Origin of the sequence: Streptomyces sp. NPDC001480, assembly GCF_042894725.1 — a bacterium.
Taxonomy (GTDB): Bacteria; Actinomycetota; Actinomycetes; order Streptomycetales; family Streptomycetaceae; genus Streptomyces.
In genome coordinates this window covers 250,748-264,443 of record NZ_JBIAVX010000004.1, presented here as the reverse complement: position 1 = coordinate 264,443, position 13,696 = coordinate 250,748, and the positions used below count along the sequence as shown (strand labels likewise).

9 protein-coding genes are annotated in these 13,696 nt (G+C 71.5%); 1 reads left to right on the top strand and 8 read right to left on the bottom strand.

All coding sequences use genetic code 11. The features are described 5' to 3' along the window. Positions 1–3: 3 nt before the first annotated feature. Together ACFY01_RS11485 and ACFY01_RS11480 are read right to left on the bottom strand one after the other, a co-directional pair. The gene (locus ACFY01_RS11485; RefSeq protein ID WP_390735475.1) at positions 4–2,262 is read right to left on the bottom strand and encodes a HAMP domain-containing protein; all 2,259 of its coding nucleotides are present in this window, start codon (positions 2,260–2,262) and stop codon (positions 4–6) included. Between the two features lie 296 nt (positions 2,263–2,558). Then, positions 2,559–3,785: a CapA family protein gene (locus ACFY01_RS11480; RefSeq protein ID WP_390735474.1), complete on the bottom strand. Its 1,227-nt coding sequence runs from the start codon at positions 3,783–3,785 to the stop codon at positions 2,559–2,561. A 20-nt stretch (positions 3,786–3,805) separates the two neighbouring features. On the opposite strand from ACFY01_RS11480, the gene ACFY01_RS11475 reads away from it, so the two are divergent. After that, a complete protein-coding gene (locus tag ACFY01_RS11475) occupies positions 3,806–4,771 on the top strand; it encodes a hypothetical protein (protein ID WP_390735473.1) in 966 nt (321 codons plus the stop codon). A 114-nt stretch (positions 4,772–4,885) separates the two neighbouring features. On the opposite strand, the gene ACFY01_RS11470 is transcribed toward ACFY01_RS11475, so the two are convergent. The 6 genes from ACFY01_RS11470 to ACFY01_RS11445 form a co-directional block, all read right to left on the bottom strand. Then, complete coding sequence (locus tag ACFY01_RS11470) at positions 4,886–5,164, bottom strand: hypothetical protein (RefSeq protein ID WP_390735472.1); 279 nt, start codon at positions 5,162–5,164, stop codon at positions 4,886–4,888. A 102-nt stretch (positions 5,165–5,266) separates the two neighbouring features. Next, a complete protein-coding gene (locus ACFY01_RS11465) occupies positions 5,267–5,656 on the bottom strand; it encodes a hypothetical protein (RefSeq protein WP_390735471.1) in 390 nt (129 codons plus the stop codon). A gap of 65 nt (positions 5,657–5,721) precedes the next feature. Further along, entirely contained in the window at positions 5,722–7,773 is a 2,052-nt protein-coding gene (locus tag ACFY01_RS11460; RefSeq protein ID WP_390735470.1) for a PIG-L family deacetylase, read from the bottom strand. After that, positions 7,761–10,631, bottom strand: coding sequence for a stealth conserved region 3 domain-containing protein (locus ACFY01_RS11455; RefSeq protein ID WP_390735469.1), 2,871 nt, complete (start codon positions 10,629–10,631; stop codon positions 7,761–7,763). Before ACFY01_RS11455 ends, ACFY01_RS11460 begins: the two co-directional genes overlap by 13 nt. A gap of 10 nt (positions 10,632–10,641) precedes the next feature. Beyond that, a complete protein-coding gene (locus ACFY01_RS11450; RefSeq protein ID WP_390735468.1) occupies positions 10,642–11,595 on the bottom strand; it encodes a hypothetical protein in 954 nt (317 codons plus the stop codon). Continuing rightward, positions 11,592–13,283 (bottom strand): stealth family protein, encoded by a 1,692-nt coding sequence (locus tag ACFY01_RS11445; RefSeq protein WP_390735749.1) that lies wholly within the window; start codon positions 13,281–13,283, stop codon positions 11,592–11,594. The genes ACFY01_RS11450 and ACFY01_RS11445 overlap by 4 nt, the downstream gene beginning before the upstream one ends. Positions 13,284–13,696: the final 413 nt, after the last annotated feature.

Here is a 13,696-nt window from a genome sequence, read left to right as displayed (position 1 = left end):
TGATCAGTTCCTTGTGTACTGCTGCGGCGCGGAGGCCTGGGGCGGGATGCGGCGGGGCGCCTGCCGGCGCTGGTCGTGCAGCTGCTGCCGGATGAGTTCCAGGGAGCGGGTGACGGCGCCGACCTCGTCGTGGTGCTGCGGGAACAGCACGGTCTTGCGGTCGCCGCCGGCCAGCGCCTCGGAACGGCCGGCCAGCGAGCGCAGCGGCCGGGCCACGACGATGTGCAGCCAGCCCAGGCAGGCGACGGCCGCGGCGGTGCCGAGCAGTCCGGCGAGCACGGTGCGGTTCTGGGCGTCGTACTCGGGGATGGCGAGCCGGCTGGCGGGCTGCCAGCTGACCACGCTCCAGCCGAGGGCCTCGGCGGGGCCGCTGCCGGCGAACGGGGCGGCGGCGGCGATCCGTACGCCGTTCTCGCGGTAGAGCACCCCGTTCGCGCGGGCCTTCTTGCCCAGCCGCTGGGCGCTGGCGGCGACCAGGTCCTTCAGGTGGTCGTCGGGCAGCGACTGGAAGGCGAGGAAGCCGGTGTTGCCCGCGACGACCTTGCCGTGGTCGTCGACGAGGCGGACCACGCCCATACCCGGCCGGGTCAGCAGCGCGTTGAAGAACTCGACGCGGAACTCCCCGACGAGCTGGGCGCCGTCGCGTCCGGGGATCTCGGCGTTGGCGACGACGACGGGCTGCTTGCCGCCGCGGCCCAGCAGCCGGATCGCGGTGTCGGAGACCCGGTGGGAGCGGATCACCTTGGGTTCCTTGCCCTCGCGGGCCAGGATCTCGCCGGAGGAGTCGACAACGTAGAGGGAGCGGTAGCGCTGGTTCTCGTCGAGGGTGCGTTGCAGCACCTTCTCCATGGCCTCGGGTTCGGTGCGGTTGCCGATGAGGGAGCCGACCGAGTCCAGGTCCGCGCTGCCCTCGTTGAGCGCGCGGCGTACCCGGTCGCTGAGCGTGTCGGTGCGTTCGCGCTGGTCGCTGACGAGCTGCTGCGGTACGACGGCGGTGCCGTCGGCGCGGTTGATCAGCAGCATCAGCGGCACCGACCAGGCCAGCAGCAGTACCGCGCACACGAGAAGCAGGGCGCGGGTGCCCACCTTGCGCAGTCCGCGCGGGCGCGCGGCCGGGCCGGTGTCTTCGGCGCTCTCGCCGAGCAGCTGGCGGCGCAGCCGTTCCAGGGCGTGGCCGACGCGGTGCGCCTCGCCGTAGCCGGGGACGGTGACGGGCCGGGTCAGGTCGCCGCGGGTGAGCCGGCGGGACTCCAGGAACAGCCGGATCAGCGGGCGCTGCACGGTGCCGAGGAGCACGGCCACGGCGATGGAGCCGACGACGAGGAGCGCGGCGCCCGCCAGCAGGCCGAACACCGGGGAGTGGGCGCGGGCGGGGTCCTCTTGCACCTTGACCATGGCCACCACGGACAGGCCGAGCCCGGAGGCGGTGGTGGTCTCCCCCGGGGAGGGCGAGGCCAGCGTGGCGTATCCGGCGACGGACCGGTCGCTGAGCACCCGGCCGCCGACGGCGCTCCCGCTGACGCCCTGGTAGCCGCCCATCCCGGGTTCCTTGCTGCTGCGCGGGTCCTGCCGGGCCTTGCGGGCGGCGAGCCCGGCGAAGGCCTCCAGCTGCTTGCGGGAGAGCTTGATCTCCTCGCGATCGGTGCTGGTGCGCACCTGCTCGGGCTCGGGGATGCCGTCGCTGCTGAGGATCGTGCCGTCCCGGTCGGCCACGGCGATGGACCGGAACTGGCCGATGCTGATGCCGGGGAACGTCAGATTGCTGGACGCCACGAGCAGCAGCTGCGGTTTGCCCGGCCAGGACAGCAGCGCGAGGGACAGCAGCCGCGTCTCCCCGTTCTTCAGCCGGACCATGCGCGGCGCGAGGCCGCCCTCGTCGCCGAGGGTGGAGGTGTTCACCGAGGTCAGCGGCACGGTCTCACCGCGAGCCGCGACCAGCTTGCCGGTGCGGATCTCGACGACCGCGGTACCCGTCCACTTCTGGTAGGTGCTGCCGAGCTTGTCGAGGACGGCGTCGCCGGTGACCGGCTGGCCGGCGCTGAACAGCGCGGCGGACCGGGTGAGGTCGGTGACGGACTCGTCGATGGAGGCGCGCAGCGCGATGGCGCCGTCCTCCGCGAAGTGCTGCTGCGAGATCAGCACCGCCTTCGGCACCCCGGCGTTGTCGACCCGGCCCAGCACGAGTGCCGTGATGCCGGCGAGCGACAGCAGCAGCACCGAGAGAACCGCGATCGGCGGGCGGATGCCTCCGATCAGCGACATGTCGGCTCGTCGGCGGGCTCGGTGCTGCCGCGACGGGGGCGGTGACGCCAAGGGAGGGTCCTCTCGGGGCGTGCGGCGGTCGGTCCGCACGGAAGCAGTGACGATATTTCGGATGTACGTGCGCGTTTCAGGCACAGCTGTCTCTCAGGTGCACCCGCAGCACTCAGACGGGTAAGAGCCTTACTAAGTTGCACTCTTACTTATGTGAGCTGCACAACATCTGTGCCTATATGATCAAGAATGGGGAAGTACGCACGTCACGCCGCTGGCGGCCACCGGCCGACAGCCGCCGCCCGTCACGGCAGCGGGGTCAGCGGCTTCAGACCGTCCTCGGCCGCGCCGCGGTTGTAGAGAGTGCCCTCGGTGCGTTCGAAAGCGAGCCGCAGCCGTGACTTCTGCCGGTCCGTGAGGCCGTCGTCGTCGCGAAGCGCGGCCGGCACGTCCAGCAGGCGGTAGTCCCGGGCGTCGTCGTCGGTGTAGGTCGCCTTGCCGCCGTCCGTGGCGTTCACCGCGTCCGGCGGGATCTGCAGCATCGTCGGCTCGAAGCTCGGCTGGACGTCCCAGTGGCCCTTGCCTCGCTCGGTGAACTTGAACCAACCGATCACGCCCTCCTCGGTCAGACCCGTCGGCTGCGCGTGCCGGGCGATCTGGTTGCCCATGCCGTACGCGACCCAGAGGCCGTCGACCTTCTCCATCGGTTGCACGACGTGCGCGTGGTGGCCGATGACGAGGTTGATGCCGGTGTGCCGGGCGAGCTGCCGGGCGAAGGAGATCTGCGCGGCGGTGGGGGCCGGCTGGTGCTCGTGACCCCAGTGGATGGAGAGGATCACCACCTCGGCGCCGGCCTTGCGGGCGCGCTGCTCGGCGGCCTTGATCCCGGCGAGACTCTGCTGGCCTGCGACCCAGGGCTTGCCCTTCGGCACCGTGTGCGGCTCGTTGAAGCCGTACGCGAACGAAATCTGCGCGACCTTCACGCCCTTGACGTTCATGATCAGCGGAGTGAGCGATTCCTTCTTGGTACGGAAGGAGCCCGTGTGCTTCACGCCGGCGGCGTCCAGCGCGTCCAGGGTTCGCTTCACGCCCGCGTACCCGTGGTCGAGCGTGTGGTTGGAGGCGGTGGAGCAGGTGTCGTAGCCGAGGTCCTTGATCGTGTTCGCCGTCTGCGGCGGCACCTCGAAGTCCGGGAAGCCCTCGAACGGACCCTCCGCGGTGCCCATCACCGGCTCCTGGTGGCAGATCGCCAGGTCGGCCTTGCTGATCAGCGGCTTGACCCCGGCCATCATCGGCCCGAAGTCCAGCCCGTCCACACCCTTGCCCGTGCGCTTGGCGTCCTTGCGGGACTGGTCGACCAGTTCGGGGTGCATCAGGATGTCCCCGGCCGCCGCGACGGTGAAGGAACGTCCGCCGCCCTGGTCGGCCGCGTCGTCTCCGTCGTCCGAGACGATGCCGCAGCCGGTGACGGCGGCGACGAGGAGGAGCGGGCTCAGCAGGGCCAGCAGGGTGCGGCTACGGCATATTTTCACCGGTATATCTTGATACAACCATGAGAGCCACTCGCTCGCGAAGCATAACGATCGCAACAATTCTGCTGGTCATCGCTGGTCTCGCCGGTGCGCTGACCGCCGTGCTGCACGCCACCCGCGACGGCGGCGGGGATGCCGGCCCCCGCCCCGGCACGGGCGCCCAGCAGGTCGACCTGGCGCGCGAGGTGGCGGACTACACCAGCCGGTTCGGCCCGGACCACGGCTACCGGCAACCCGGCCGGGCGGACCGCACCGCCATCACCCAAGGCGTCGGCCTGCTCCTGGACGGCCACCGGGAACAAGCGGAACACTTGCTTTCCCAACGTGACTTCACGGTACGCACGGTCTTCGACCGGGTCTCCGGACACCGCTACGCCGAAGTGGCCGACCGCACCGACGCCGCCGTGGCACCGCGCGGCTGGGGCCGGGTCTACGTCGATCTGGACCACCCCGCACGCTGGTCGGTCCAGGTCCCGCACCCGGTCGCCGACCTTGGCACCGAGCAGCTGGGCGTGCGGGTCCTACGCGACTCGCCCGGCGGTGTCATGGTGCTCGCAGGCGCACATCGCAAAGCCGGGAGCGGGAATGCCGCGGACGTGGCGCACCGCCGGGACACCGTCTTCTACGCCATCTGCGCCGAGCTGGTCCGCCGTGGGATGCCCGGGGCCCAGCTGCACGGCATGGCCGCCTCCTCGGCCCCGGGCTACGACGTGGTCGCCTCCACCGGTGCCGGATCGGCGGGCCGCGCGGACGGCCGCAGACTGGCCGACGCCCTGGGCACCCACGGCTTCCACGTGTGCCGATCCTGGGTGCGGGACTGCCCGCTGGAGGGCCGGGAGAACATGGAGGGCCGCGCCGCCGACGCCGCGAACGTGCCTTTCCTGCACGTCGAGTTCGCCCCCGAGGCGCGCACCGACGGGGCGCCCGCCGACCGTGCGGCCACCGCGGTCAGCGAGGTCACACGCCGCTGGGCGCGCTCAGGCTGAAGCGGACGGCACGATCACGGTGAGCATCAGCGATGATGCCACGCCGGTGAACCGGGCTGCATGAGACGGAAACTGAGACGGGTGTGCCGTCCAGACGGGCCGGGTGTCGTCGGGCTACAGGCCGCGAAGTGCTTCGTAGAGGTTGCCGTAGACGCTCCAGCAGGTGACGCTGCCGTCGTCGTTCAGGCTGCCCATGTACCAGTCGTCGTCGTTGACGGCTTTCACCAGACAGAGTCCGCGGAAGCCCAGGACGATCTCGGGGTGGAGCCGCTCGCCTTGGGGCGGCCAGCCCGTCACGACGCGGTCGGTACCCAGAGGGGTGGCCTGACGGTCGCCGGAGACCTCACGGATCTCTTCCAGAGTCCAACCTGCCGGTAGCTGCCTGCCTGCCATTCCAAGATGATGACAGCCACCACGCACGCCGAGTGCGCCACCGCTTCTCAAGGCAACCGCTTCAGGAGTCGACGTGCTGGATTCGGCCCAGCGGCACCCGCCTCAGGCGGGCGGAGCGGCCTCCACATGGACGACCCGGAGTTCCGTGCCGTCGCTGTCGCGGCGGGAGCGGCCCAGCATGCCGACGGCCAGGTGCGAGGGGTCCTCCGGGTCGTCCCGCGGGACGAAGGTGACGACGTCCGGGTGGTGGCTCGTCACCAACCAGCCCTCGCCGGTGTTGAGTTCGAGCACACGGAAGTCACCGGCCGAGGTGGCGACCTGTACGGGGCCGAACTCGCGGAGGATGCCGGTGGCCTGCTCGGCGAGGTCACCGCTGGGGTGTTCGAGCACCACGCAGGTGCCGTGCTCGAACAGCACCCATGATTTTCCGGAGCCGGTGAGCAGACGCCGCCAGGCGTCGATGAGTGTCTCGGTGTCCACGATGGTCATCATGGCGCACCGACACCTGTCGCGACGCCCGAGGGCAGCGGTTTCCCTTCCACCCCGGCTCCCCCTTCTCAGCCCACCACCTGCCAGGGGCCGAAGCCGACCGACCCGCGGCCGGCCTGCCGGGCGATCGCCAGCCGGCCGTCCGGGCCGAGTACCGCGATCACGGCGTGGCCGAGAGAGTCGAAGGCCGCGGCGGGGGCGTGGGCCGGGGGGCCGCCGAGGTCGTCGGTGGGGAGTTCCTGCCAGGGGTGGTCGCCGGGGAGGAAGCGGTAGGCGATGCCGCCCGGGTCGCTGAGGGTGGCCACCAGGGTTCCGGTCTCCGGGTCGGGTCCCGGGGCGCAGGCGATGGCGCCGAAGCCGCCGCGGCCGCCGATGGGTACGGCCGGCTTGTTCCACTGACCGCCGGGCGCGTCCTCCTGGGCCATGAGCAGCCGTCCCGTCTCGGGCTGCCGGTAGACCGTCATGACCCGGCCGTTGGGCTGCACGGCGGCCGCGGGGGGTGAGGCGGGGACCGTGAGGCGGAAGCGGGGGCCGCGCCGCGGTGGCCGGTCGTACGAGGCCTGGGACCAGTGGAAGACCCCCTCCCGGCTGGCGGCGAAGACCTCCACCCGGCCGTTCGGTGCGGTCACCGCCGCGAGGCCCTCCTGGAGTTCGTGGCCGCGCAGGTCCGTCCACGCGCCCCAGACACCGTCCGTCTCCTGGACCCGGGTGTGCAGACCCTGCCCCCCGTTGCGCACGAAGAGGTGCGCTCGGCCCAGCGCGTCACGGGCGACGGCCGGCGTGCCCAGATGCCGGTCGCGCCCGGGGTTGCCGGCCGAGGGGTTGCCCAGGATGGTCCACCCGGTGAACCTGCCGTCCCGCTCGGCCTGTTCGAGCACCACGATCTCCCGCCGCTGGGAGTGGTCCGGCCCCAGGTGCGACATGCGCCGGGCGAAGACCTGCCAGCGGCCGTCCGGGGTCAGGCTCGCCGAGAGTCCCGGGGAGAGCGGGCCGCCGCCCAGGAAGAACGGTCCGCGCCACTGGCCGTTTCCGGGCTGGGTCTCCAGCCACACCGCGGCCTGCTGGTTGACCACGGCGAACGCCGTGAGGCGGCCGCGCGCGTCACGGCCCAGCCAGGCCCCGTGCGGATGGCGCGGGGTGGTGCTCTGCACCCAGCCCGTGGTGCGCGCGCTCCAGCCGACCGCGTAGTCGCCGCTGCCGGCGGGGTCCCCGCAGTCGTACCCGTCGGCCGCGCCGTAGACGTTGAGGAAGTACTCCTTGAGCGAGATGGCCCGTGGGCCGAGGATGTGCGGCCACCGCTCGTTGGAGTAGCCGCGGAAGGCCTCGACCACGAAGGTGCGGCCCTCGTCTGGGCCCTGGTAGCGGTCCAGCGCCAGCCACGAGAAGAGAGCGGTCGCGGTGTGGTCGCAGTGGTCCGCCAGATCGCCGAAGTCGTGGTGCTGCGGGAACCGTTCGTCGTGGACCAGGCGGTCCGGGTCCGGGTCCATGGTGCGTACGAGGGTCGGCCCGACGAGGTCGAGGACCTGGACCAGCGTGTCCACCAGTCCGGCGCGCGTGTACCAGTACCGCTCGTTCACCAGGCCGCCGCTCACCGCGAGCGTGGGGACCCGTTCGACCTCCTCCTGCCAGAGCACGTGCAGGCTGCGCGGCGCGCCGTCGGGCGTGCCGTGCTGGCAGATGTTGAGGAAGACCAGCTTCACCCAGGGCGCGTCGGTCAGGGTGTAGACCTCGGCGACGGCACCGCCCGCCGTGGACAGGGTGGACGGGGTCCAGGGCGCGGCGCGGTCACCGAGGGCCATCGCGCCGTACGCGGCCCTGATCCCGTTCTGCCGTGCCTTCGCGTAGGCCTCCCGGTCCTCGGCCGGGGGCGCGATCTGCCAGGGGCGGGGGTTGCGGCCGTCGGCGTCTCCGCTGGTCAGGTAGACCGTCGTGGTGGGCGTTCCCGCCTTGATCGCCTGGAAGGTCGCGGGGTTCATGAAGTACAGGTCGTCGTCCGGGTGGGCGACGATCTGCACGACGGAGGCGGGGCTGGACACGGTGGATCGTCTTTCGTCGCTCTGGTCGGGTTCTTCGGTCCGGTCGGGTTCCTCGGCCCGGTGGAAGTGGGTCACAGCGGCCATCCCGGCAGATAGCCGGCGTGAGCGCGCCGGTTGCGTACGGAGCCCGTCTCGAACTGGCTCGCCACCGGGAAGTAGCTCGGCAGGAAGGCCGCGAGGATGGCGTCCTGCTCCTCCTCCGACACGTCACCGTCGTGGTAGTCGTTGAGGCAGAACACGTCGTGGGGGCGTGCGGTCAGAATCCGGTTCAGCCGCGGACCGTGCTCGGCGAGCCCGACGTTGACGAAGCCGCAGGAGATGCTGCCGGGCACGCTGCGCTGGGTGAAGTAGCCGTAGTAGTGGTGCAGTGACGAGGCGACCGACACGTCGGTGCGACTGCGCAACTGGGCGCGCGACGTGGCCGCCATCTCCTCGGCGTAGTCGCGCTCGATGTCGGCGAGCACGCTGCGGCGCAGTGGGTACGGGGCATGCAGGAACGCGTGTGTCAGCGTGTGTCCGAAGGACCGCTCGATGAGGGCCCGGTTGTTCTTCGCCGCGGTGATGTTGAACTCGTCCTCTTGCGAGATCGGGGACATCGGCACGGCCGTGGGCGACAGGAAGTGTTTGGCCTGCCCGTTGCCCAGGAAGAACATGCCGGGCTGCACGGTCCGCCCGAGGATCATGTCGTCGTTGAAGTAGAGGAAGTGCTCGGCCAGCCCGTCGATGTAGTGCAACTGGCTCTCGATGGCGTGCGAGTTGTACGTGGGCAGCGCTCCGCGGTCGCCGAAGATCTCGGTGTGGTCGACGACGCGCACCCGGGGGTGGGAGACGTCCAGCCAGTGCGGGGTCTGCCGGTCGGTGACGATGTAGATGTTCCGGATCCACGGGGCGTACATGTCGATGGACCGCAGGGAGTAGCGCAGTTCGTCGCGGTCGCGGAAGCGGGCGGCGCTGGTGGCCGAGTCCTGGGTGTCCATGCCCTTGGCGGCCAGGACGGCGTTCTTCCGCTCCAGCCAGTCGATGTCGGCGCCGTTCACCCAGGTGTAGACGGCGTCCACGGGGAAGTCGACGTCGCCGACGATCGTCTGGTTGAAGGACACGAGGGTGGGGTAGCGACGGCCTCCCAGGGTCGTCGTGCTGCGCCGCATGGCGCTGTGCGGGACGCGGTCGCCGATCAGGGTCCGGGTGGGGGACTTGAGGTGGCCCTCGTCCTCCGGCTCGTCCTCCCAGAAGGTGATCGTGCAGCCGTAGACCGCGCCGAGGCGCAGCGTGCGGGACGGGGAGACGAGGCTCTGGTACACGCGGATGCCCGAGCAGGGGGTGCCGGAGTAGTCGCCCAGCAGGGCCACGAGGCCGGTCGCGATGGTCTTCTGGCCCTCGCTGAGCACGGAGGCGTAGACGGGCTCGTCCGCGTAGCGGTCGGCGAGCGTCTTGAAGACGGCCTCGCGGTGGTCCGCGTGCACGGCGACCGTGTGCCGCACCATGCGGTCGCGTACGACCATGTACGGGATGCCCGCGCCTTCAAGGGCGTTCGCGGCCAGTGCGAGGTTCGCCTGGACCACGTCCCACGGGGACTCCCACTCCAGCTGCCGGCACACCTGGCCGCCGTCGTGCACCAGGCCCCGTCGCTCCAGCAGGCGCTGCTCCAGCGCGCGCTGGCCGCCGTTGCGGACCGATCCGGGGGGTGCGGGCGCGGCTTTCGGCAGGGCGCCGTCCGGGCCGCTGAGGTAGACGTGGACCGCCTGGCGTTCCGCCTTCGCCAGGTCGCGCCGCCCGCTCTCCCGCTCCGCCACGAGCTCGTGGAAGAGCCGCTCCCAGTGGGAGGTGACCACGGCGGGCGAGAACCTGCTCGCGGAGGCGAGGGCCGCCGCGCCCATCCGGTGGCGCAGCTCGGAGTCCTCGATCAGCGATACGAGCGCGGAGGCCAGCGCGTCGGTGTCGCCGGCGGGGACCAGGAGGCCGGTGTGGCCGTCGATCACCACTTCCCGCGGGCCGTTGGGCGCGTCGTAGGAGACGACCGGGACGCCCGCCGCCTGCGCCTCCGCGAGCACCAGCCCGAACGCCTCGGTGCGCGAGGTGAGCAGGGCGATGCTGGCCTTGGCCCACTCCTCCGTCAGATAGCGCGAGTTGCTGTTGAGCTGCACGCAGTCGTGCAGGCCGAGCATGTCCATCTGCCGGCGCAGGGCGCCGCTGAGCGGCCCGTCCCCGAAGATGCGCAGCTGCCAGTCGGGGTGCAGCGCAGCCACCTTCGCCCAGGCGGTGAGGGCGTGGTCGATCTGCTTCTCCGCGACGAGCCGGCCGGCGATGACGACGGTGCGGGTCTGAAGGGTCGACCGGGGCCGGAATCCACTGGGCAGGGCGTTGGGTACCACCTCCAGGCGGGGAGCGGTCGCGCCGAGGGTCTCGGCGAACCACTCGCGGGTCCGCTCGCTCAGCACGGCCAGCGCGTCCAGCCGGGCGGCGTACCGCAGCAGCGGTTCACCGGTCGGGCCGCGCAGCTCGGAGACCCGGTGCTCCTGGTGCACGGTGATCACCCGGGCGGGGGTGAGCCGGACCGCCAGCGCCATCAGCGCGGGCGTCGTGGTGATCAGCACGTCGGTGTCGGTCTGCTGGAGGGCGTATTCGAGTTCGCCGTCGCTGAGCCGGCTGAAGACGGGCTCCCAGGACCGGTCGACGATGTCGCTGGGCAGGGCGGCCAGGGCGGACCACACCGTGTCGTCCACGGTGCTGGGCCGCAGCGGCCGGGGCGTGTCCCCGGTGAGGTCGACCAGGTAGTCGACCCGTACCCGTTCGTCCGGCTGGAAGAACTGCTCGGGCTTGCTCTTGAAGACGCTGAGGACGCGGACGTCGTGCCGGGCGGCGAGTTCGGACGCCTGGTTGAACACGGCCCGTTCGGTGCCGCCGACGGCATCGGCCGTGGTCAGCAGGAATGTGATTTTCACTTCTCGGGGTTCAGTCTGCCTCGGGCATGCGCGTGCAGGTGACCCGGAGGTTGCCTGCGGGGGTGTAGCGCGGTTGGACGATCATCGGGGTGCGGCCGGCCGGGGTCATCGCCATGCTGGGCATGGCGAAGACGCGCCGCGGGTTGCGGACGTCGTGGAGCCGTCTGCCGAACCGCAGTGACGGCCCGGTCTCCTGGCACAGCACGACGTCCCAGTGCTCCGGTCTGGAGGAGCGCGGCTCCATCCGGTCCAGCGGCACCTCGGCCCGGTAGGTGTCCGGCCCCAGCGGGTGGACGGGCTGGCGGATCCGGCGCCCGGCGGCGACGAACTCGGCCCACGGGGTGTCCACCCGGGTGCCCAGCACCCGGCAGTCGACGGTGGCCCCGGCGTGCGACATGTGCACCTTGACCACCTCGACGGCCGGCCTCGGTGCCGAGCTGACGATCCGGGCCGCGCCGGTGGCCGTGCGCCCGACGCGGTGGCGTGCGCCGGTGACCGGGGAGGCGTCCATGGGCTTGGTGGGGCCCTCGTACGGCACCGGCGGCTCGAGGAGCAGCAGGGCCACGGACCGCTTGCGTGACCCGGTGTAGGTGCGCAGCCGGAGCTTCCACCGTCCGGGGCCGGCGGGTACGCCGCCGAGTTCCGCCCCCATGAGGATCGCGGCGTCCATGAGGAGTTCGCCGTCCGGGCCCTGGTAGACGTGTGCTTCGACGAGATGCCGTGTGCGGCCGCGGCGCAGTACGACGTCGGCGCGGTCGGGCGGTCGGACGGAGCGGGGCAGCACGGCGTGCAGGTTGACCGTCTGGCCGTCGAGGACGGCCGCGTACCGCAGGCGCGCGGTGCGGCCCTGGCGCAGCGGCACGAACAGGCGCAGCATCAGCCACAGGCGCAGGGCCGCGAGCCGGTTGCGCGGACCGTGCGGCTCGGTGGCAAGGGTGGCGGGGGTCGCCGTGGAGGTGGTCATACCCGGGCACCGTCCAGCTCCGCGGCCGGGGCCACCCGCGGTGCGGGTATTCCGGTGGCGCGCTCGTAGGGGCTCGGTACGGGGAAGTAGGCGTTCAGGAAGTCCGCGACCATGCGGTCCTGGGCCGCCGGGTCGGCGGCCGTCACGGTGTCGTTCATGCAGAAGGTGTCGTAGTTGCGCCTGGCCAGCAGGGTGTTGAGGCGGCGCTGGGCGAGGTCGTCCGCGAGGTCGATGTACTGGTACCGGATGTCCCCGGCCGTCGCGCGTGCCGAGTGGTACGCGTAGTAGTGGTAGAGCGAGGAGACGACGGGTACGTCGCCCGGTGACCGGAAGCGGGAGTGCTGGGTGATCCGGTGCGCCTGGGCGTAGACCTGCTCGATCTCCGTCAGGACGCTGCGGCGCAGGGCGTGCGGGGTGTGCTTCATCTTCTGGGAGATGACGGTGCCGAACTGCTGGGCGATGAGTCCCCGGCTGTTCTTGCCGGCGGCGTTGACCGGCAGGTCCGTGGAGTCGGCGCGGCCCGACGGGATCAGCGCGTTCGACCGGAAGGACTTGGACAGGCCGTTGGGGTGGAAGAACTTGCCGGGCTGTACGGGCCGGCCGAGGAAGACGTCGTCGTTCAGGTAGAGGAAGTGCTCGGAGAGCTCTGGGATGTGGTGCAACTGACTCTCGATGGCGTGGGAGTTGAACGTCGGCAGCGCGGCCGGGTCCGAGAAGATCTCGCTGTGGTCGACGACCCTGATCCCGGGAAAGGCGGTGTCGAGCCAGGAGGGCACCTGCCCCGCGGTGACGAGGAAGATGGTCCGCACCCAGGGTGCGTACTGGTGGATCGACCGCAGCGAGTACCGCAGTTCGTCACGGCTGGTGTAGCGCGAGTCGTTCGCCGCCTGCTCGTGCAGGGTGTCGTCGCCGGTGCCCCGTTCGAGCACCCGCCGGGTCGCCTCCTTGCGGGCGCGCCAGACGGGGTCGGAGTCGTCGACCCAGGTGTAGACGACGTCGATCGGGAAGAGATGGTCGTCGGGCAGGGCGGCGGCGAACTCCGGCAGGGTGCGGGCCTGCCCGGTGGTGTACATGGCCGGCACTGCGCTGAATCGTTTCTGCTCGACCCGGCAGCGCCCCGCGTCCACCGGGACCTCGGCCACCACGCGGTTCGGGCGGGGTGCCACGAGCCGGCCCTCCTGCTCGGCCCAGAACTCGATGTCACAGCCGTACTCACGGCCGAAGACCAGGTTCCCGGTGGGGTCGCAGACGTTCCACGCCATGCGCAGCACGGGCTGCGCGCGCAGGGCACGCCAGCTCGCCGCCGAGGCGCCCGGCCGCACCGGGCCCGGGGAGACGCCACCGACGTAGCCGGGGTGGTGCCCGCAGGCGGTCCGCAGCATGTCCTCCACGTCGGACCGCAGGCGCTCGGGCACCGCCACGCAGGGGCTGGCCGACGCGGTGCCACGCACACAGAAGTAGTCGATCCCGGCCTCTTCCAGCAGGGTGACCAGGATGTGCAGGTTCCGCGCCCGAGCGGCCCAGGCGGTGATCCCGGGGACCTCGACGGCCCAGCGGTGCCTGCCGTCGACGGGTAGGACCCGCTGCGGACCGGCGGGAGTGTGCCGGACGCCGGCGCGGCGCCCGTTGCCGAGCGCCCCTGCCACCAGGGCGGAGCGCGCGGCGTCGGCGGCGGTCAGCGAGCGCATCACCGCGGCGCGCAACGGGCGCGGCACCCGCCGGACGATCTGACGCCGGGCTCCCACCGGCACGAGCGACCGATATGTCGACACGAGCGCGCTCGCCTCGGGATTGTTCCCACTCAACTGACTTCCGCACCATCCACGTCCACGCGGCAGCAGGCTGCCGGACACGGCTGTCGAGCCGCCGCCCGAGGCGCACACGACCACAGCCACCCCCCTTGCTCCTCACCCGTCGAGGACGGGTGAGCCCCCTCGGTCACGCACCCCCCTCGTCCCCAGACCCGGGTTCGCGACCGTCGGAACACTCCGGACGAATCCGGTAGGTTCCGTGCGGCAATAGTTTAATGTTCAAAGCCGCGCATATCTTCACCGTACATTCACTTGGCTGTCAACCGAGCGTCCACATGGCGAAAAACAGA

Excerpts from the sequence above, each read along its gene's own strand:
- ACFY01_RS11450 (WP_390735468.1), bottom strand. The coding sequence starts at position 11,595 with ATGACCACCTCCACGGCGACCCCCGCCACCCTTGCCACCGAGCCGCAC.
- ACFY01_RS11460 (WP_390735470.1), bottom strand. The coding sequence starts at position 7,773 with ATGGCCGCTGTGACCCACTTCCACCGGGCCGAGGAACCCGACCGGACC.
- ACFY01_RS11465 (WP_390735471.1), bottom strand. The coding sequence starts at position 5,656 with ATGATGACCATCGTGGACACCGAGACACTCATCGACGCCTGGCGGCGT.
- ACFY01_RS11475 (WP_390735473.1), top strand. The coding sequence starts at position 3,806 with ATGAGAGCCACTCGCTCGCGAAGCATAACGATCGCAACAATTCTGCTG.
- ACFY01_RS11485 (WP_390735475.1), bottom strand. The coding sequence starts at position 2,262 with ATGTCGCTGATCGGAGGCATCCGCCCGCCGATCGCGGTTCTCTCGGTG.
- ACFY01_RS11470 (WP_390735472.1), bottom strand. The coding sequence starts at position 5,164 with ATGGCAGGCAGGCAGCTACCGGCAGGTTGGACTCTGGAAGAGATCCGT.
- ACFY01_RS11445 (WP_390735749.1), bottom strand. The coding sequence starts at position 13,283 with ATGCGCTCGCTGACCGCCGCCGACGCCGCGCGCTCCGCCCTGGTGGCA.